Below are 18,630 nucleotides of genomic sequence, written 5' to 3'. Positions count from 1 at the left end.
TTCAGCTCTCCTGTCGTTTGCTCGCCTCTTTCGGGCGAATGGCAAATGCCGGGCCTTCCGGCCCGGCATGACGATCACTCGGCAGCGACCCTCTGCGCAGCGAGGCTGTCGATATAGGCCACGCATTCATCGACGGTGTGGACGTCACCGAACTTGGCGTCGATATCGAACAGATTCCACGCCACCGCGCCCGGTACGCGGTCACCGATGGCTTCCTTGACCGCGATGGTGCGGAAGCCGTCCGCAATGCCGTCGCAGATGGTCTGACGCACACAGGCGCAGGCCGTCACGCCGGTCACGAGGATCGTATCCACATTGTTCGCCCGAAGGATACCCGCCAGTTCTGTGCCATGGAAGGACGAGGCGCGCTTCTTCAGCAGGGTATATTCGCCATCGACCGGCGCAATGCGGCTGTCGATCGCCCACAGATCCTTGTTCTTCAGATCCACCACATCGACAGGAATCTTGTTGTGCCACAGGCCCATGTCGGTGAAATCGGCTTTGCGGTCGGTGATTTCGTAGGCCGTGGTCACATGCACGACCGGCAGGTGCGCGGCGCGGAAGGCCTTGAGCAGTTTCTGCATGCCGGGGATGATCTCGTTATCCATCTTCTCCTGATCGCAGGTGAAGGGATTGCCGGGACGGGTCCAGGCATTGGCGAGGTCGACGCTCACCAGTGCAGGACGCCTGCCAAAGCCCACGCGGCGCTGGAAGCCACGCTGCTGATACAGCTTGCTGGCCGTGTCGAAAGCCTGCTGCAACAGCCGGTCCAGTTCCTTCGCGTCAACATCGCTCATTCTAGTCTCCTGTCATCCTCTGATGCCGATCACGCACAAGCGCAATCGAATGTTCCGAGCTGCCGACGACCTTGGGGAGCTTGGGTTCGGCGGCCCTGAAACAGAATTTGGCAGGCAGATTGACGGCTGTGAAATGACGCTTCATCCTTTATTGATGCATAATTTGCATCACTCAAATCACCGCGACGAACGGGACCAATCGCATGAAGACACTGCCTGGCCTTGAAAACATCCAGACATTTCTTGCCCTTGCACAGGACCTGAATTTCCGGCGTACGGCAGAGCGGCTGAACCTTGACCAATCGGCCCTCAGCCGCCGCATTCAGAAGCTGGAACAAAGCCTCGGCTTCCGCCTGCTGGACCGGACGACACGGGAAGTCTCGCTGACGCAGGCGGGCCAGAGATTCTTCACCGACAACTCCGAATTGCTGCGCGGCTATGATGAAGCCATTCAGGCTGCCCGGCGCCTCGCAGAAGGCAAGTCCGGGCTTTTGCGTATCGCCTACATGGCATTCGCCGCGACCGAGTTGATGCCCTCGGCCGTCCTGCGCTTCAGGCGGGCGCATCCCTATATTGATGTCCGGCTGGAATATATCCGCACGCAGGGCCAGAAGATCGCCCTTGCAAACGGAGAGGTGGATGTCGGCTATATGATCGGTCCCTTCGATCACCCGGATTTCCACGCGCTTCAGCTGACCTCCGAACCGCTCTATGTCGTGACCCCCCGCAACCATCCGCTTCTGTTACGCCCCAAAATCGTCCCTTCAGATTTTGCAGACCAGCCGGTCATCCTGGGCAACATGCGGGAATGGGAGGAATACCGCTGGCGCCTGAACGATCTGTTTTCGGCCGAGGGCATTGCTTTGAACGTGGCGCTTGAAGCGTCAAATACCCTGGCTCTCAACGGCCTGGTGGCTGCCGGGCTTGGTATAACAATCTATCCCGAAAGCCTGATCGGGTTTCTCGGCCGCGCCGTAGAAGTCCGGCAAATCATGCATCCGTCGTTCCGCAGCCGGACGGTGCTGGTCTGGAAACGTGCAAACAAGTCGCCTCAGGTGCAAGCCTTCGTTCAGGTGGCAAGGCAGATCGGGATACAATCTGCTTCGCCGTAAAGCCGCAGTCACCCGACGCAGATCGTCGGGCACCGCATCCCGCGATATGACGGGACTGTCATCCAGGGTACTTTGGCCGGGAAAATCGGCACCGCGCCTGTCGTCGACCCTCTTACGCACCGCTCTTCCGCTCAGCCGCGCCAGTTTTCCAGCGCGTCCACAAAACGTGTCAGCCATGCATTCGTCTGATGCCCGTCGAGCACACGATGGTCGATGGTCAGCGAGACATAGGCCATCGGGCGGATCTGGATGGTGTCGATCCCACCAACTTCGCGTACGACAACACGCTTTTCCAGCTTGCCAATCCCAAGGATGGCGGACTGTTGCTGGTGAATGAGGATTGGCGCGGCGAGCAGCGAACCCGAGACCCCGTGGTTCGAGATGGTGAATGTTCCGCCCCGCATATCCTCGGGGGTCAGCCTGCCCTCACGCGCGCGGCCGGTCAGATCCTGAAGCTGTGCGGCCACCCCCTGAAGCGAAAGATCCTGTACCCGGCGCAGCACCGGCACCACCAGTCCGCGGTCGCCCAGGGCTGTGCCGACACCGATATTGATGTCGCTGAACAGCTCCAGATGGCTGTCATGCCAGCGGCTGTTGACCTGAGGTACAGATTGCATCGCCTGTGCCGCCGCCAGAACGATATAGGCAGTGTAAGACAGCGCGATGCCCTGCGCCTCGAACGTTTTCCGGTGGGCGGTGCGATGGGCCATGATCGCGCTGAAATCCGCCTCGAACACCGCTGTCACCTGCGGCGCCTCGCTGACCGATTTCTGCATGTTGCGGGCAATGGCCAGCCGCATGGTATCATGCGGCACGCTTTGGCCCTGCAATACCGGCGCGGGTTTCGGCCGGGGTGCCGGTGAGGCGACAACGGGTGCGCTGGCTGCCGCCCGGTCCACATCGGCCCGCGTCAGCCTGCCGCCCCGGCCCGAGCCGGTGATCGCCGCCGGGTCCAGCCCGGTTTCGGCCAGCGCTTTGCGCACCGCAGGCGAATGCCAGCCCGACATATCCGGCTGATCCGGCGCCGCCTGCGGTTGCGGCGACGCCACTTCGACCCGAGCGTCAGCGGTATCTATCCGCGCCAGCACCATGCCCGGAGTCGCCTGACTGCCTGCCGCGACCAGAATTTCCGCCAGCCGCCCGGCCACGGGCGCAGGCACCTCGACCGAAACCTTGTCGGTTTCCAGCTCAACCAGCGGATCGTTCAGCGCGACCTGATCGCCCACCGCCTTCAACCAGTTGGAAATCACCGCCTCAGTGCCTTCCTGCTCCAGCGGGACAAGAACATCGATCATGTCAGAACCCCATCAGATCTTCGAGCTTCGCCCGGATCGCCGCCACCGAGGGCACGGCCCAATTCAGGAAAGCCGGGTTATGCGGGCTGGGAATATTGGGCATGGTCAGACGCTCCACCGGCGCATCCAGCGCAGTGAAGGCTTCCGAGGCGACCACCGCCGCAATTTCTGCGCCAAAGCCGGCGGTTTGCAGGTCTTCATGCACGATCAGGCAGCGATGGGTCCGCGCAACCGAGGCCAGAACCGCCGCGCGATCCCATGGCATCAGCGTGCGCAGGTCGATCACATCGACCGACAGGCCATTCGCGGCCTCAAGACAGCGATCCACCATGCCGCCCCATGTGACCAGCGTGGCCCCCCGCCCTTCCGCCACCAGCCGCGCTTTGCCGAAGGGCAGACCGTAATCGTCACCCGGCCAGGGGCGCCGCGCCCAGGGGTGATCCAGCATGGCGCGATGTTCCAGAAAGATCACCGGATCATTGCCACGCAAGGCGCTGCGCAACAGACCCACCGCATCCTCGGCATTCGAGGGCGCCGCCACTTTCCAGCCCGGGCTGTGGATGAAGGCGACCTCGTTGGTCTGGCTGTGCCAGGGGTCGCCACATTTCAAGAACCCGACCGGCATCCGTACCACCATGGGCGCAGCAAAGCGGTTGTTGGTGCGCCAGCGCATCGAGCCGCAGTCATTCAGCTGTTCTGTGGCCGGTTCGGCATATTTGCGGAACTGGATTTCCGGCACCGGCAACAGACCCGCCAGCGCCATGCCGACCGCCCGGCCGATGATACCTTCTTCGGACAGCGAGGTGTCGAACACCCGCTCGCCTCCGAACTTGTCCTGCAAGCCCAGCGTTACGGCGTGAACCCCGCCCTTCGGCCCGACGTCCTCGCCAAACACCACCATGCGGGGATTGGAGGCAAGCTCCTGCTCCAGTACGCGGCGGATGGCGGTGACCATATTCAGCCGCTGGCCTTCGGGCCGGGGCGTGTCGGACATCGGCGGCGGCTCCCAGCCAGCGGGGCGCAAGCCGCCCATCTGCTGCATTTCGCCATCATCAAAAACATGCCGCAACACGGTGGTCGGCTCGGCCACCGGACGCGCCTCGGCGGCAAGGCGCGCGGCTTCGGCGGTTTCGGCGGCAGTCTGCACCGCCGCTTCCCACTCTGCCGCAGTCATCCGCGAAGGGACGAGGAAGGCCTTCAACTTGTCCCAGGGGTCGCGGGCTCGCTCGGCCTGCACCAGCTTTTCGGATTTGTAGGCCTGCGTATCCTGAAAGCTGTGGCCTTGCAGGCGCGGCACGGTGAGGCGAAGCATGGCGGGCGCACGTTCCTCGCGCACATAGGCCACCGCATCGGCCGTCAGTTGCGCGGCTTCCGCCGGATCGGTGCCATCGCCCGCAAAGATCTTCAGCCCCTGCCATGACCCAAGATTGGCTGCGATATTGCCGCCCGGCGTCTGCATGGTCGAAGCGACGGAAATGCCGAAACCGTTGTCTTCGATATATAACAGCATCGGAAGGCGCTGCGTAGTAGCCATGGTCAGCGCCGACCAGAACCCGTTGGAGGCAACCGAGCCATCGCCGCCCAGAACGACGGCAATCGAGCTGCCATGTTCGGCGGAACCCAGCACGCGGGCATGAAACTCCAGCGCCTGCGCCCAGCCTGCGGTCGGCGTGTATTGCGCGCCGACCCCGCCGCACATCGGCAGGGCGGTTGCACCATTCGGGTTCGGATGGTTGAACACCACGCCAATATCGCGCCCGTCGGAATAGCCCCCTGCCCGGCCCATCGCCGACCCCAGCGCATCTTCCGGGTCCACCCCCAGCGACAGCAGAAGCGGACGCGAGCGGTAGTAGCCGCAGACCGCGTCATGCCTGCCGTCCAGCCGCAGACCGAGAAGGATCTGCGCCATGTCGTGCCCGCGCGCCGAAAACTGGTAAAGCACCTTCTTTTCCGGGACGAGGCGGGTTTCCTCCATCGCGTCCAGCGCGCGGCTGAGAGCCATGTGTCGCAACACCGCCTGCCAGTCCACCGCAACCTCGGGCGCATTGCGCCGCATGATCCTTGCCGTGTTTCCTGCCATCGCGCCCTCCTTCATCCTTGAAGGATTCTACAGCAGGAAACGCGAAATTTTCTTTCATATCTTCCAAGATTCAGGATAAATTCGATACAGACAGTTCACTCATGCCACGAATGCGAACCATATGACCCAGATAGATGCGATGGATCGCAAAATCCTTGAAACCTTGCAGCGCGAGGCCGGCCTGTCCAATCAGGACCTGGCCGAACGGATCGGATCTTCTGCCGCATCCTGCTGGCGGCGTGTGAAGGCGCTTGAGGAAGCGGGGGTTCTTGGCCCCGAAATCCGACTGGTCGATCCGGCCCGGCTGGGCCGCGGGCTGGATATCTTCTGCCAGATCCGGCTGAACGCTCAGACCCGCAAAATGCGCGCCGCCTTCGAGGCGTTCATTGACCGGCAGGAGGCTGTGATCGAATGCTATTCGATCAGCGGCGACTGGGATTATCTACTGCATATCGTGGCGCAGGACGTGGCAGATTATGAACGGGTGCTGATGCACGGAATTCTGGATCACGAGGCGATCGCCAGTTCATCGTCGATCTTCGTATTGCGGCGGGTGAAGCACACCACCGCCATCCCGGTCTGACCGGGCGGGTCGCTCCGCCCGGTCATGCCTTGTGTCAGAACCGTTTCGACAGGGTCAGTGTCACTTCACGCCCCTCGCCCCGGATGCAACCGACCGATGCATCGCAGGTCGCCGCATAATCCTTGTCGAAAAGGTTGGTCACACCAAGCGCGGCGGAATAACCCTCCCAGTCATAGCGCAGCGCCATATCGGCCAGAACATATGAATCCACTGACCGGGTATTCGCCGTATCGCCCCAGGTTTCACCGACATAGCGCAGACCAGCCCCGAGGCTCAGCCCCTCGGCCTTGCCCGCGAAGGCGTAATCCGCCCAGATCGAAGCCTGATGCTTGGGCGCCAGCGGAGTGCGGTTGCCCGCATCGCCGTCATTCGATTTGGTGATCCTGGCATCAAGATAGGTGTAGCCTGCCACCACCGACAATTGTTCGGTGACCTGTCCGCGCGCCTCAAGCTCCACGCCCCGATGCCGGACTTCACCGGTCTGTACCGAGAAGCCGGGGTTGCCGGGGTCCGAGGTCAGCACATTGGTCTTGGTGATGTCGAACAGCGCCGCCGCGAATTGCAGGTTGCTGCCTTCGGGGCGATAGCGCAGACCGACCTCGACCTGCTTGCCCTCGGTCGGCCGGAACTGCTCACCGCTGAAGCTGCTGCCGATATTCACCGTAAAGCTTTCGGCATAGCTCGCATAGGGCACGAAGCCGTTGCCCAGATCCCAGGTTGCACCGATCATGCCGGTGGTGGCAGTATCGTCCTGCCGGCTGGTGGAGCCCGACAGATGGTTGTCGGTGGTATTTTCCACCCACGACCGCCGCAATCCGCCGGTCACCGTCACCCCGTTGGAAAACCGGAGATGGTCCTGCAGGTAGAGGCCCTTCTCGATCACCTTGGTGGTGTTGTCCTGATAGATGCCGGGCGCGGTCACCACGAAATCATAGGACGGATCGCTGACCGGCACGGAATAGCTGTTGTCCCAGCCCATCCTGCCCGAAACCTCGCGCCGCGACAGGTCGATACCGAAGGTCAGGATGTTCTCGCCCCCCGCGAGGGTCGAGCGATACTCAAGCTGCGTATCCAGCGCGGCGGTCTTCGCCGTCTCGTCCACCGAGAAGGCCGCGAAGTTCATCGTGTCGTCCGAAGGCGTGTAATCCGGCAGGATCATCCCGTTGAAATAGATGTGCCGGTAGTCGGTGGTCTGCCGGGCATAGCGAAAATTCTGCCGCAGCTTCAGCGCATCGTTGAAGGCATGTTCCGCCTGCCAGCCAATCGAGGCCTGTTCGGTGTCGAAACGGTTCCACGGATGCTGGGCATTGGTGAAGGAAGCGGGCAGCTCTCCCTTTTCCGCCGGATAATCCTCGCCCGCGACCGGGATGAAGCTGTTGGGCGCCAGCCGGTCGCGCTGGATGTGCCCAAGGAAGGTGACCGATGTGCGGTCGGTCGGCGCCCAGGTCAGGCCAAGCGCCAGAAGATCGCGGTCGTCGCGGGTGTTCTTCTCGGCATTGGCCCCCTCGCGGGTCAGCGCGGTCAGACGCCAGGCGAGTGTCTGATCCGCGTTGCTGCCGCCGGTGTCCAGACCCGCCTCGACCGTATCATGCGAGCCATAGGACAGACGCGCCTCGGTAAAGGGGGCAAAGACCGGCCGTTTGGTAATGATGTTCACCATGCCTGCCGCATCATTCGACCCGTACAGCACCGAGGACGGCCCCTTCAGCACGTCGATGCGCTGCACCATGAACGGATCGACCTTGAAGCCCGAAAAGTTCATCGCCTTGTTCAGCAGGCCATCCCGGTAGATGCCCGAAGTGCCCAGATCAAATCCCCGCAGGGCAAACTGGTCATAGCGGTCATCCACCCCCCAGACGGATGCCGTCACACCCGGCACATAGGCCAGCGCATCCTCGATCTGGACCGGGTCACGGTCTTTCAGTTCCTGCTCGGTCACCACGCCAACGGCCTGTGGCACTTCGGTCACCGGCACGCCAGCCTTTATGCCGGTCGCGGTTTCGCTGACAGTATAGCCCGTTCCGCCCGAGATCGCGCCACCGTCCCCGCCTTCAAGGTAGATCGTGCCCAGCCTGACGGCCTCTTCAGCATGAAGCGATGCGGGGGTGAAAGCCGCGCCGCAAAGGGCAAACGCGAGCAGCGGGCGTCGGCAGCGGGAAAAGATCATAGGTCCTGACATGACGGGTCCATCCGGGCAGGGCCGCGAGCATCAGGGGCGGGGAAAGTCCCGGCAAGTCACGGCGCGAGGTCTGAAAGCGTGCGGGCACGCGGGTTCCTGCCGTGGTTGCGCCGGGGCGCTGCCTTGGTGGGGCGGTTGTGGTCACCCCTCACGCAAATGTCAAGGCGCGCCGGGCATCTCTGCCGGACCCGCCGGGATGGCTGTTGCCGCATCGCCATCCACCGCTGCGGCCAGCATCGGCACCAGACGCTCCAGCGCCCAGTCGATCGACAGCGGAGACTGGAAGCTCATCGCCCCGGTCATCATCTGGTCGGCCCAGATCGCCCGCCCTTCCCGTGCCACCCGCAGATTGCGCCAGGTCGGCAGCGCTTCGATCTCGGACTGCATCGGACCATCCACAAGCCACAGCAGGACATCCAGATCAAACAGATCAAACCGTTCGGAGCTGACCATGAAATTGCCGCCCGCACTCGCCATGTCATCAAAGGCAGGCGGCGTCAGGATACCGAACTGGCCCAGCAGACGGTTCGCCCCGTCACTGGGGCGATAGCCGATGATCTGTCCGTCGTTGAAAAAAGCGGCCGTGCCGCTCAGCCCGCGAAACTCAGGGTGGCTCGCGACCGCATCAGCAATCCGCGCGCCGGTACGGGCGATGACGGTTTCGGCTGCCGCCTCCCGGCCTGTCGCGCGACCGATCAGGCGCAACTCCTCTTCCCAGGGCGCGCCCCAGGCCGGATAGCCCTCGGGCCGCCCAACCACCGGGGCAATCTCCGACAACAGGGCGTAGGTCTGGGCATCCATCGGGGCGAAGGTCGCCACGATCAGGTCAGGTTCCATCATCCAGACCCATTCGACGTCGATTTCAAACCCAGTCTGCACCTCGGGCCGTGCCCCGAGCGCGATGCGCGCGGGTTCCGCCCAGGGCCAGGTCGCATAGGGGTGGCCGCCGAACCATTCATGCACCCCTACCGGGGCCAGCCCCAGCGCATAGAGGAAATCCTGTTCGTGGTAGCCGACCGATACGATGCGTCGCACTTTGGCCGGATCGACCGTGATTTCGCCGAAGGCATGGCGCAATTGCACCGGATCGGCCTGCGCGCGCGGCGCGGAAAACAGGCAAAGCAGAAACAGGAGGCAGAGGGCAGGCAGCAGCCGGGGCATGGTCGACCTTTCAGTTGACGGAATGCCTGGCGACGGGCTGGGGACAGGACCGGGCTACCGTGATCTCCGGCGCGGGTCAAGCGAAGGGGTTGACCCGCGCCGTCCGGGCGGGCATGGATCATTCCGCAGTCAGCACGAAGCCAGCCGCCCCTCCTTCCCCGCGCAGGTTTTCATCGTGCCCTCTTCCGTTCTTCCGCAACGCTCCGTTCCCCCTGCCCTGCCGCTGCTGTGCGCCGGGGTTGCCGTGGTATTCGTGGCGGCGCTGTGCCTGGGCGCACAGGATTATGGCCCCGGCCTGCTGTGGCAGGCGCTGGTCGCGCGCGACCCGAAGGATCTTGCGCAGGCCGTGGTGGTGGAGATGCGGCTGCCCCGCGCACTGGCCGCGCTGATGATCGGGGCGGCGCTGGCAGTTTCCGGCCTGATGATGCAGGCGCTGACGCGCAATCCGCTGGCCGATCCCGGCCTGACCGGCGTCAACGCGGGGGCAGCACTGGCCGTCGTCGCAGGGCTGTGGTTTCTGGGTCCGATGGGATCGGCCGCAACCGCGGCCTTCGCGCTGAGCGGGGCGGCCGCTGCCGCCGTGCTGGTGCGGTTGCTGGCCGGTTCCGGCGGTGGCACGCTGCGGCTGCCACTGGCGGGCGCAGCTTTCGCAAGCCTCTGCCTGTCGGTCGTGTCTTTCGTCGTGCTGATGAACCCCGAGGCCCGCAACCTCTATCGCTTCTGGATGGTGGGCTCGCTTGCGCTGGCCGATACCGGGCGGTTGGCCGCCCTCGCGCCGCTGGGCCTTACGGGCATCTGCCTCGGCCTTGCCGTTTCACGTCAGGTGGAATCGCTGATGCTGGGCGAGGATCTGGGGGCCGCCCTTGGTCTGCATCCGGGCCGGGTGCTGAGCCTCGCGCTGGCCGCCATCGCGATGACAGCAGGGGCGGCGGTCGCCATCGCGGGGCCGGTTGGCTTCATCGGCCTGATTGCGCCGCATCTGGCACGGCGGCTGGCATCGGGCGCGGGGCTGGGGGCCACAATGCTTCTGGCCTGCCCGCTGGGCGCCGGTTTGACCCTGCTTGCCGATATTGCCGGGCGCTGGTTGATGCGCCCCGCACAACTGCCGCTGGGCATCGTTCTGGCGATGATCGGGGCGCCGATGTTCATGCTGCTCATCCGGTCGATCCTGCGAAAGGAAGACTGATGCGGCTTGTTCTGATACTTCTGGTACTGGTCGCCCTCGCGGGTCTGGCATTGGCCGCCGGGCGAAGCTGGCTTGGGCCGGTCGAGGTTATGCAGGCGCTGTTCTCCGGTCCCGAGGGGGTGGGACGGATGCTGTGGTCGCTGCGGCTGCCGCGCCTGATCACCGGGCTGGTTGCGGGCATGTGCCTTGGCGCGGCGGGTCTGGTGTTCCAGACACTGCTGCGCAATCCGCTGGCCTCGCCCGATGTCATCGGGCTGACGCAATGCGCCGCCTTTGGCGCCGTGGCGGCGCTTATGGCGGGATTACCCCCGATGGCAGGCGCATGGGTGGGGGCGGTTTCGGCCATCATCCTGCTGGGCTGGCTGGCCGCACATCCGCGCGAAGGGCTGGCCCCGCGCGCGGTCGTGCTTCAGGGGCTGGGCCTTGCCCTGCTGGCCGGAGCGGGAACCGAGGCACTGATCCTGCGGGCGGGCGACGGCAATGCCTCGATGGCGATGGCCTGGCTGACCGGCACGCTGAATGGCGCAGGCTGGCCCGAGGTGGGCCACGCGCTCTGGCTGGTGCCGCTGCTGGCGCCGCTGTTTACCGCGCGGCGCATCCTTGACCGGCTGGAACTGGGTGATGATCTGGCCCGGTCGCTGGGCCTGCGGGTCGGGGTGTTGCGCGCCGCGCTGGGTCTGCTTGCCGCATTGATCGCGGCGGGCGCGGTGTCACTCTGCGGGCCGCTTGGCTTTGTCGCGCTGGCGGCGGGGCCGGTATCGCGCTGGCTCGCACGCGGGCGCCCCGACCCGTTTCTGGCCGCGCTGGTGGGCGCCGGGTTCGTGACGCTGGCCGATGTGCTGGCACGCGGTCTGGCCCCCGCAGCGCTGTTGCCGACCGGGCTTTACACCGCGCTGATCGGCGCACCGATCCTGCTGGTCGTATTGCGCCGCCAGATGTCTGACAAGTCGAGCTAGGAGACCGCCATGCCTTTCGCCGTGCAGGATCTGACCCTGCGGCTTGGCCGCACCGAAGTGCTGCACGGGCTGAGCTTTGCCCTGCCACAAGGGGGGATCACCGGCATCATCGGCCCGAACGGTTGTGGCAAGACCACCCTTCTGCGCTGCCTCGCCGGATTGTTGCCACCGGAAAGCGGCAGCCTGCACCACGCGGGCCAGCCCGTCGCCAGCCTGACCCACCGCGACCGCGCGCGACGCATCGCGCTGATGCCGCAAAGCGCCATCGCACCGCCGGGCCTGACTGTCCGTCAGCTGGTCGCGCGCGGTCGTACACCGTGGTTGCGGCCCTTTCGGCCAATGACCCGCGCGGACGAGGCCGCGGTGGCGGGGGCGCTGGACGAGGTTGGGCTGACCCCGCTTGCGGATCGCGCGGTCGAAAGCCTGTCGGGTGGGCAGCGGCAAAGGGCCTGGATTGCGCTGGTACTGGCGCAGGCCTCCGGCACCCTGCTGCTGGACGAGCCGCTGAACTTTCTGGATCTGCCGCATCAGGCCGGGCTAGTGCAGATGCTGCGGCGTCTGGGAGAAAGCCGCAGCGTTGTGATGATCCTGCATGACCTGACGATTGCCGCGCGGCTGTGCGACCATGTGCTTGCACTGCGTGACGGGCGGCTGGTGGCCAGCGGGCCACCGTCCGATGTGCTGGCCGATGGCCCGCTGCGCGAGACCTTCGGCATCGGCTTTGACTGCCTGCACCTGCCGGGCAGCGGCGGTCCGGTGGTGCTGCCTGCGGGGCTGTGAGCCTATTCCGGCACAGGCTCCGGGCGCAAAGGTGCAAGCTGGCTGTGCAGCCGCGCGATGATCGCATTGACCCGCGCCGTCGACAGGCCGAATTCGGCCGCGAGACGGTTCTGCGGCTCGCCCAGCAGCCGATGCCGCAGGAACAGTTCACGGTCGCGGGGCGGGCAGTCCCTGAGCCGGGCGTCAAGCTGGCGCAGGGCTTGCCGGCCAGCCAGTCGCGCCTCGGGATTGTCGATGCTGGTCGCGGGTTCTTCCTGCGTTCCCGTCACCAGATGACGTTCGCGCCGCAGCCGGTCAATGGCAAGATTGCGCACCATCCGTCGGGCGAATTGTGTGGGCCGGTCGATCCGGGGCGGGTCGCTGCGGTCAAGGCAGCGCAACATCGCCTCTTGCAGCACATCCTCGGCGCGGTCGGTCGCGCCAAGGATGCGGATGGCGTCGCACAGCAGCATTTGCCGCTTGTCGATCATTTCCTGCAAGAGATGGGCAAAGGACGAAGGCAGGGCCGGTGCAGAACGCACGGGCAGCGGGGCGACAGAGGTCACAGCCAGACTCCACGGGCAGGGCCGTCCGGGGAACGGACGGCGAGGCGGTTGCTGTCTGCCGACGCTCTGCGTGGGTGGATACCGCCAGATTGCACAACCTCAGGCTGCGCTCAAGCCCTTATCCAGCTATTCCGCTGCCAGAAGCTGCCCCCGGTGCGCCGCTTCGACCGAAGCGGCGATTTCCTGCGCACGCACGGCCAGAACGGATAGCAGCGTATCCGACAGACCATGGGTCTGTTCGCTATAGCCCTGCACATGGATCGCCGGAAGGAACCCCGGCCGCATCGGCAGGCGATACTGCCGGTCGGGCTGCCCGCACTGAATCCACGAGGCAATACCAGTCAGGCCAAGTGTTTCAGCCTCGCGCCGGTAGCCGGTGCACAGGATCACATGGTCATAATGCCGGTCCTGCCGCCCCTGCGGGGTCTTCAGTGTCAGAGCCAGCCCCGCCGGGCCAGGCCGGAGGCCCGCCACCGCCGTATCACGCCGCAGTGCAAGCCGTTCTTCGCCGATGACCGACTGTTCGTAGAGCAGGCCATGGATCTGCTGAAGCAGGTCGATATCCGTCACCGCATAGTTGGTCGCCGCGAAATCCTGCCGGAACGCCTGCTGCTGCCGGGGCGGCATTCCGAACAGAAGATCAGTATGCGCAATGTCAAAGATCTCATTGACGAAGGGGCTGTCATCCGCCGGTTTCAGCGCATGCCCCCGCAGGATCAGATCGACCGAAAGGCCCGCCGGATGCGCGGCCAGCGCGGCAAAGATTTCAGAGGCGCTTTGCCCGCCGCCGATCACCGCGACGCTTTGGCCCGGCCTCACACGGGGCAGCACGGCATGGGTGAAATCACTGGAATGGCTCAGCCCCGGCACGCCCTGATGATCGGCGAAAGGGGCGGGCCAATGCGGTGCCCCACCGGGCGCCAGCACGATCTGCCGCGCCAGGCGGGTGGTGACGCGGCCACATTCGTCTTCGGCCCGAATGCGCAACAGCGTGATCTGCCCCTGCCGTTCCACCGGCTCGATGGCTGTCACCCGCTGGTCATAGGCGCAGATGGTGCCCAGCTTTGCCGCCGCCCAGCCGAGATAATCGTTGAACTCCACCCGGCTGGGGAAAAAGCTTTTACGGTTGACGAAGCGTTCCAGCCGCCCCCTTTCGTGCAGGTAGCTGAGGAAGGAAAACCCCGAGGCGGGATTGTGCAGCGTGACAAGATCCTTGAGAAACGACACCTGCATGTCGGCACCGGGGATCATCATGCCCGGATGCCAGGCAAAGCCGGGCCGCGCCTCAAGAAACAGCGCGTCAACCGGGCTTTGACGTTCGTGCAGCGCAATGGCCAGTGCAAGGTTCGACGGGCCGAAGCCCACGCCGATCAGATCGTGAATGGTCTCGGTCATATCTGCCTCAAAGTAACGTGGCGGGGGACAGGCGCAGCGGCAGGCCGTCGGTTTCAGGCGGCCTGGCCCAGAGCCTGCTTTCAAAGAAGTGCTGGCGATCAAGCTGCACCAGCGTGGCGCGCTTGTGTGAAAAGTCGAAATCGCGCAGCCGGGCGAAACCGCCGCGCATCAGATTTCGCAATTGCTGCGCATGGCTGGCCTTCGGCTCGCCCAGAAGGCTGCGCGTGCGCGGTTCGGCAAGGAACATGTAATGCATCAGCGAGGGCAGCCAGGCGGTGACATAATCGGCGCCGCGCACATCTTCCTCGCCGATCAGCACATGCCAGCCCCGATCCCATGCGCCACAGTCGTGCACAGCCCCGAGCCGGTTCTCGCGCGCCCAATAAAGCTCGAAATAGGCAAAGTCCCGGCCGTCCAGTGCCCCGATGACCGGCAGCATATGCGGATCGGCAGCGAGGCGCGCGATATAGGCGCGATGATCCTCAAGCGTGCCCGCCTCTTCAAAGAAGGCCGCAACGCGGGGATCGTTCTGCCAGCGATGGAAGGCTGGCAGGTCGCCCATATGCAGGGCCCGCAGCGTGAACCACTGGTCCAGCCACGGAATATGGCGGCGATACAGCAGCCCCTGCGGCTTGGGCGGACGCAAGGGGTGACGGCCGTGCGGGCCACGGCAGAAAAGTTCGGGCCATGCCGGGGCCGGGTGCATCAGCCAGCGGTCAGGCACCTGCCAGAACAGCGCCGGAAACACCGCCAGCGTGCCGTCGAAGGGTACAGCGATCCCGCGTTCGGTCAGGTCGGGTGCCAACCGCTCCCATCCCGGCCCCTCCAGCAGGACCACCGTTTCATCGCCCGTCGCGGTCAGAGCCTCGAAGGCCGCGAGTGCGGTGGTCAGGCCGCCTGCGGGGGCCGCAAGCCGCAGGCGACCCGCCCCGTCATCGGCCAGTGAAAGCACCTCTTCCACCGGGTCGCCGATCAGGATGCGGTCTCCGTCGCGCCGCGCGAGGAGAGGAACAGGAATAGCGTCGAAGCTCATGAATGATCCTTCGGATTTGCAGGGGTCATACCCCTGTGACGCGCGACGCCGGGGGATATTCACCCCGCGCGGCGATTTTCATTGCGGCGCCCCCAGCGCAAAGACGCAGTGCAGCGCCCGGTTCACCGCCACCGGCAGAACAGACATATGGGTTTCACCTGCGTAAGTTTCATAGCGGACAGCCAGACCCAAAGCGGCAAGATGAGCGGCCATCTCCTGCGCGGCCGCGATGGTGCGGGTTGTCGCCTTTTCCGCCAGCCGCCTTTCGGCATCCGGTGCCGCACGCTGGAATGGCGCCAGATCATCGCCTTCCCATTCGCCCGCTGACAGAAGCACCACCAACCGTCGTCCGGCGGGATCGAAGCCGTCGCGGTGCGTCAGCAGGAAGCTGTTTTCCCAGGTGATGGCCGGGCTGGCCGCGATCCAGTGGGTGAAGGCATCCGGTCGGGTGAACAGCAGCCAAAGCGCGAAAAGCCCGCCGAAGGAATGGCCGAACAGCCCGGCGTGCGCCGGATCAAGTGCCACGCGGGTTGAAAGGAAATCGCGCAGATCCTCCAGGAGAAAGCGCGCCATCTCGGCCCCGCCGCCGGTTCTGACCTCCGGCGTATCGGGCCAGAAGGGCGGATAGCTGGCGCCGGGCGGCGGCCCCAGATCCCAGCTGCGGCGAAACGGGTCATAGGCGTCATCGGTGGGATAGCCGACCGCGATCAGCACGCCCCAGCCCAGATTGGTGCCGGTCGGATAGAAGGCTTGCGCCCGCATCGCATCGACCGCCGTGCCGATCACCGCATTGCCATCCGTCATCAAAAGCGAAGGCCAACCCTCCGCCGGAGCCTCGCCCGGAGGCACCCAAAGGAACACCCGCCGTACGACGCCGGTCACGCGGTCGGCCAGATCGAACCAGCGGGCGCCGCCGCATTGCGCCAGGCCCTCGGCCACCGGGATCACAGCCGCGCCTCGTCGATGGCTGCCAGCACATCGGCGACAAGCGCCCCGGTCTCCTCCAACCCTGCCGCAAAACGGATCGACCGCCCGCTGACCCCGAAGCGCCGGAAGGAATTGGCGCTGCCCGCCAGATCCAGCGCGGCCTTAGCCGGGATGATCAGGCTTTCCGGCCCGCCCCAGCTGACGCCGATCTTCGTCAGTCGCAGCGCATTGGCAAAACGGGGGATGTCGATAGTTTCGGCCAGATCGAAGGCGAACAGCGCGCCGAACCCCGACAACCCGGCCCGCCCCGGATGGGGATGGAAAGCCGGGTGCCGCAGGGCAGTCACCTCGGGGTGGTCAGACAGCGCCCGCCCCAGCGCAAGGCCGTTTTCCATATGCCGGGCCATGCGCAGATGCAGGCTGCGCATCCCGCGCAGGACGAGCCAGGCATCGAAAGGCGACATCTTGCCGCCAAGGTAGTGGTAGGCTTCGTGATTGATGCGCGCGATCAGATGCTTCGGCCCGGCCACCAGCCCGGCAATCGTGTCACTGTGCCCGGCAAGGTATTTGGAGGCGGCATGGATCACGAGGTCGATCCCCGCCTCGGCCGGGCGCTGGTACAGCGGCGTGGCCCAGGAATTGTCGATGACCGAGATCACACCTTCCGCCCGCGCGGCACGGGCGATCACGGGCAGGTCTTGCAGGGTAAAGGTCCAGCTTGTCGGGCTTTCAAGGTAGAGCAGTTTCGCGCCCGGCAGGGCGGCGATCACCGCCGCGCTGTCGCTGCCATCCACATAGGTGGTGGTGACACCGAATTTCTTCAGCACCACCTCGAACAGCCGGAACGCATCGGAATAAAGGTTTTCCACCGCGACAACCCGGTCGCCCGACTGTACGAAAGGCATCACCGCCGCCGCAATCGCGGCCATGCCCGAGGCGAAGCCTCGTGCGGCTTCGGTGCCCTCCAGCCCGGCGATCAGGCGCTCCAGCTCTGCCACGGTCGGGTTGTTGCCGCGAGTGTAGATGAACCTGTCAGAACTGCCGTCGAAAGCCGCCGCCATCTCCTCGTAGCGGTCGAAAAGAAAAGAGGAGGTCTGGAAGATCGGCACCGATGTGGCGTGATGCGGCTGGGCGGCGGCGGCAAGCAGGGCTTGGGTCAGGTCGGGTGATAGGGGCGGCAGATGGGTCATGCGGGGGCTCCGGTCAGGGGCACGCGGGTCGCGCGCCAAAGAAGAACAAGCGCCGCCAGACCGGCAAGCCCGGCAGCTAAGGAAAGCGACAATGGCAGGGCAAGGAAGCCGTGCTGCGGGACCAGCACGGCGAGCAGCGGAAGCAGAAGCCAGCCCCAGGTGGCGAGACCAAGCGCCAGCGCGGTTCCGGCGCGTTCGGTCGCTTGCAGCAAGACCTGCGCCACCGCCCGCAGCGCCATCAGCGGCAGGGCCGGCAGAAGCAGCAGCAAGGCAGGCCGCGCCAGCGCCGCCGTTTCCGGCGTGGCGGCGAAAGCCCGCAGCGCCAGATCGGGCACCAGCACCAGCAGAACCGCCGCAACGGCGGTGGCCCCCGCCGTCACCGCAGCCAGACGCCAGACCGCCCGTGCCAGCCGCCCGGTATCGCCCCGCCCGGCGGCATGGGCCAGCACGGCCTGCGCCCCCAGACAAAACCCCTCGACCGGCAGAACCGCCAGTGTCAGCAACCGCAGCACCATACCCAACGCGGCAAGCCCCTCCACCCCGGCCTCCATCGCGGCGAGGCGATAGAGCAGCAAGGTCGCGCCGGTGGTGGCAAGCAGTGCCAGTGCCTCGGGCGCGCCGACCCGAAGGACGGGGCCGATCCGGCGCCATGCGGAAGAAGGCAGATGCAGGCGCACCGACCCGCGCCACGTGTGGAAATACCAAAGGTATACACCCAGCGTCACAAGCTGCGCGATGATCGTGGCAAGGGCCGCGCCTGCCACCCCCCAGCCCGCGCCGAAGATCAGCAACGGATCAAGCCCGAGGTTCAGGCCGAAACACAGGATCAGGCTCTGCAGGCTGAAGCGCGCGTTGCCCTCGCCAATCGCAATGAAATCACACAGGATCTGCACTGTGCCCAGCCCGGCGGAAACCGCCATCAGCCGCAGATAGATGTCTGCCTGCGGCCTAAGGTCGGCCTCTGTCCCCAGCAGAGTCAGCAATGGGCCCCGCGCCAGAAACAGCACAACCGCCGCCAGCAGCGCCAATCCGAGACAGAGGCCCATGGCGGCAGAGGCAATTTGCCCGGCCTCCTCCTGCCGCCCTGCACCAAGGCGCCGCGCGATGGCGGTCGCGGTGCCCGCCCCCAGCCCGACACCAAGTGCCGCCGTCACCCCGGTGAGCGGCAGCACAAGGCTCACCGCGGCCAGTGCCCCGGTGCCCAAATGGCCCAGATAGGCACCATCCACACTCTGATGAACCGCGTTGATTGCAAGTCCCGCCATCGCGGGCAGGCCGCAACGCCAGAGCGTTCGTGTCAGGTCAGTGGCGCCAAGGTCTGTCGCGGTCATCGGTCAATCACAGCTGTTTCATCGTCAGGACGGAAGAGCCGCGCGAAAATTCACCTCGCGCCGAAAATATTTGCCGCAGA

The 18,630-nt window shown here is 65.4% G+C and carries 16 protein-coding genes; 5 read left to right on the top strand and 11 right to left on the bottom strand.

Annotated elements, in window-relative coordinates; all coding sequences use genetic code 11:
* Positions 1-74: 74 nt before the first annotated feature.
* Positions 75-797 carry an isochorismatase family protein gene (locus tag IE126_RS09925; RefSeq protein WP_189380863.1) on the bottom strand — a complete coding sequence of 241 codons (723 nt, stop codon included), beginning with the start codon at positions 795-797 and terminating at the stop codon, positions 75-77.
* Positions 798-1,000: 203 nt separating this feature from the next.
* Here IE126_RS09925 and IE126_RS09920 point away from each other — a divergent pair, with 203 nt between their 5' ends.
* Positions 1,001-1,909 (top strand): LysR family transcriptional regulator, encoded by a 909-nt coding sequence (locus tag IE126_RS09920; protein WP_054302998.1) that lies wholly within the window; start codon positions 1,001-1,003, stop codon positions 1,907-1,909.
* A gap of 131 nt (positions 1,910-2,040) precedes the next feature.
* On the opposite strand, the gene IE126_RS09915 is transcribed toward IE126_RS09920, so the two are convergent.
* Positions 2,041-3,204 (bottom strand): dihydrolipoamide acetyltransferase family protein, encoded by a 1,164-nt coding sequence (locus tag IE126_RS09915; RefSeq protein WP_189380862.1) that lies wholly within the window; start codon positions 3,202-3,204, stop codon positions 2,041-2,043.
* Between the two features lies 1 nt (position 3,205).
* Entirely contained in the window at positions 3,206-5,284 is a 2,079-nt protein-coding gene (locus tag IE126_RS09910; RefSeq protein ID WP_189380861.1) for a transketolase C-terminal domain-containing protein, read from the bottom strand.
* A gap of 121 nt (positions 5,285-5,405) precedes the next feature.
* On the opposite strand from IE126_RS09910, the gene IE126_RS09905 reads away from it, so the two are divergent.
* Positions 5,406-5,867, top strand: a complete 462-nt coding sequence (locus tag IE126_RS09905; protein WP_108129126.1) for an Lrp/AsnC family transcriptional regulator — start codon at positions 5,406-5,408, stop codon at positions 5,865-5,867.
* Positions 5,868-5,901: 34 nt separating this feature from the next.
* Here IE126_RS09905 and IE126_RS09900 read toward each other — a convergent pair whose 3' ends face one another.
* Entirely contained in the window at positions 5,902-8,046 is a 2,145-nt protein-coding gene (locus tag IE126_RS09900; RefSeq protein WP_189380860.1) for a TonB-dependent siderophore receptor, read from the bottom strand.
* A 159-nt stretch (positions 8,047-8,205) separates the two neighbouring features.
* A complete protein-coding gene (locus IE126_RS09895; RefSeq protein ID WP_189380859.1) occupies positions 8,206-9,207 on the bottom strand; it encodes an ABC transporter substrate-binding protein in 1,002 nt (333 codons plus the stop codon).
* Between IE126_RS09895 and IE126_RS09890 the strand changes: the two genes are divergently transcribed.
* From IE126_RS09890 to IE126_RS09880, 3 genes are read left to right on the top strand one after another with little or no spacing between them, the layout of a single operon-like run.
* Positions 9,206-10,393 (top strand): FecCD family ABC transporter permease, encoded by a 1,188-nt coding sequence (locus IE126_RS09890; RefSeq protein WP_189380858.1) that lies wholly within the window; start codon positions 9,206-9,208, stop codon positions 10,391-10,393. The genes IE126_RS09895 and IE126_RS09890 overlap by 2 nt on opposite strands.
* On the top strand, positions 10,393-11,349 hold the full coding sequence (locus IE126_RS09885; RefSeq protein WP_189380857.1) for a FecCD family ABC transporter permease: 957 nt from the start codon (positions 10,393-10,395) through the stop codon (positions 11,347-11,349). Before IE126_RS09890 ends, IE126_RS09885 begins: the two co-directional genes overlap by 1 nt.
* A gap of 9 nt (positions 11,350-11,358) precedes the next feature.
* Positions 11,359-12,129 (top strand): ABC transporter ATP-binding protein, encoded by a 771-nt coding sequence (locus tag IE126_RS09880; protein WP_108129130.1) that lies wholly within the window; start codon positions 11,359-11,361, stop codon positions 12,127-12,129.
* 2 nt (positions 12,130-12,131) lie between these two features.
* On the opposite strand, the gene IE126_RS09875 is transcribed toward IE126_RS09880, so the two are convergent.
* The 6 genes from IE126_RS09875 to IE126_RS09850 all read right to left on the bottom strand — a co-directional run bounded on the left by IE126_RS09875 (position 12,132) and on the right by IE126_RS09850 (position 18,550).
* Positions 12,132-12,674, bottom strand: coding sequence for a sigma-70 family RNA polymerase sigma factor (locus IE126_RS09875; protein ID WP_145693602.1), 543 nt, complete (start codon positions 12,672-12,674; stop codon positions 12,132-12,134).
* A gap of 126 nt (positions 12,675-12,800) precedes the next feature.
* The gene (locus IE126_RS09870) at positions 12,801-14,069 is read right to left on the bottom strand and encodes a lysine N(6)-hydroxylase/L-ornithine N(5)-oxygenase family protein (protein ID WP_189380856.1); all 1,269 of its coding nucleotides are present in this window, start codon (positions 14,067-14,069) and stop codon (positions 12,801-12,803) included.
* Between the two features lie 7 nt (positions 14,070-14,076).
* Positions 14,077-15,102 (bottom strand): GNAT family N-acetyltransferase, encoded by a 1,026-nt coding sequence (locus tag IE126_RS09865; RefSeq protein WP_189380855.1) that lies wholly within the window; start codon positions 15,100-15,102, stop codon positions 14,077-14,079.
* Positions 15,103-15,180: 78 nt separating this feature from the next.
* On the bottom strand, positions 15,181-16,041 hold the full coding sequence (locus IE126_RS09860; protein ID WP_229825377.1) for an alpha/beta hydrolase: 861 nt from the start codon (positions 16,039-16,041) through the stop codon (positions 15,181-15,183).
* 5 nt (positions 16,042-16,046) lie between these two features.
* On the bottom strand, positions 16,047-17,219 hold the full coding sequence (locus IE126_RS09855; RefSeq protein ID WP_189380854.1) for a PLP-dependent transferase: 1,173 nt from the start codon (positions 17,217-17,219) through the stop codon (positions 16,047-16,049).
* Positions 17,216-18,550 (bottom strand): MATE family efflux transporter, encoded by a 1,335-nt coding sequence (locus IE126_RS09850; RefSeq protein WP_189380853.1) that lies wholly within the window; start codon positions 18,548-18,550, stop codon positions 17,216-17,218. The genes IE126_RS09855 and IE126_RS09850 overlap by 4 nt, the downstream gene beginning before the upstream one ends.
* Positions 18,551-18,630: the final 80 nt, after the last annotated feature.

The organism is Gemmobacter nanjingensis (genome assembly GCF_014652195.1).
In the GTDB taxonomy this organism is placed as follows: Bacteria; Pseudomonadota; Alphaproteobacteria; order Rhodobacterales; family Rhodobacteraceae; genus Gemmobacter; species Gemmobacter caeni.
Note: the sequence above shows the minus strand (reverse complement) of the source record. Positions and strands in the feature narration are given on the sequence as shown.

What these genes read in the sequence shown, in the direction of transcription:
- IE126_RS09870 (WP_189380856.1), bottom strand. Translation starts at nt 14,069, where the DNA reads ATGACCGAGACCATTCACGATCTGATCGGCGTGGGCTTCGGCCCGTCG.
- IE126_RS09855 (WP_189380854.1), bottom strand. Translation starts at nt 17,219, where the DNA reads ATGACCCATCTGCCGCCCCTATCACCCGACCTGACCCAAGCCCTGCTT.
- IE126_RS09915 (WP_189380862.1), bottom strand. Translation starts at nt 3,204, where the DNA reads ATGATCGATGTTCTTGTCCCGCTGGAGCAGGAAGGCACTGAGGCGGTG.
- IE126_RS09850 (WP_189380853.1), bottom strand. Translation starts at nt 18,550, where the DNA reads ATGACCGCGACAGACCTTGGCGCCACTGACCTGACACGAACGCTCTGG.
- IE126_RS09900 (WP_189380860.1), bottom strand. Translation starts at nt 8,046, where the DNA reads ATGTCAGGACCTATGATCTTTTCCCGCTGCCGACGCCCGCTGCTCGCG.
- IE126_RS09920 (WP_054302998.1), top strand. Translation starts at nt 1,001, where the DNA reads ATGAAGACACTGCCTGGCCTTGAAAACATCCAGACATTTCTTGCCCTT.
- IE126_RS09895 (WP_189380859.1), bottom strand. Translation starts at nt 9,207, where the DNA reads ATGCCCCGGCTGCTGCCTGCCCTCTGCCTCCTGTTTCTGCTTTGCCTG.
- IE126_RS09880 (WP_108129130.1), top strand. Translation starts at nt 11,359, where the DNA reads ATGCCTTTCGCCGTGCAGGATCTGACCCTGCGGCTTGGCCGCACCGAA.
- IE126_RS09905 (WP_108129126.1), top strand. Translation starts at nt 5,406, where the DNA reads ATGACCCAGATAGATGCGATGGATCGCAAAATCCTTGAAACCTTGCAG.
- IE126_RS09910 (WP_189380861.1), bottom strand. Translation starts at nt 5,284, where the DNA reads ATGGCAGGAAACACGGCAAGGATCATGCGGCGCAATGCGCCCGAGGTT.
- IE126_RS09865 (WP_189380855.1), bottom strand. Translation starts at nt 15,102, where the DNA reads ATGAGCTTCGACGCTATTCCTGTTCCTCTCCTCGCGCGGCGCGACGGA.
- IE126_RS09885 (WP_189380857.1), top strand. Translation starts at nt 10,393, where the DNA reads ATGCGGCTTGTTCTGATACTTCTGGTACTGGTCGCCCTCGCGGGTCTG.
- IE126_RS09890 (WP_189380858.1), top strand. Translation starts at nt 9,206, where the DNA reads ATGGTCGACCTTTCAGTTGACGGAATGCCTGGCGACGGGCTGGGGACA.
- IE126_RS09925 (WP_189380863.1), bottom strand. Translation starts at nt 797, where the DNA reads ATGAGCGATGTTGACGCGAAGGAACTGGACCGGCTGTTGCAGCAGGCT.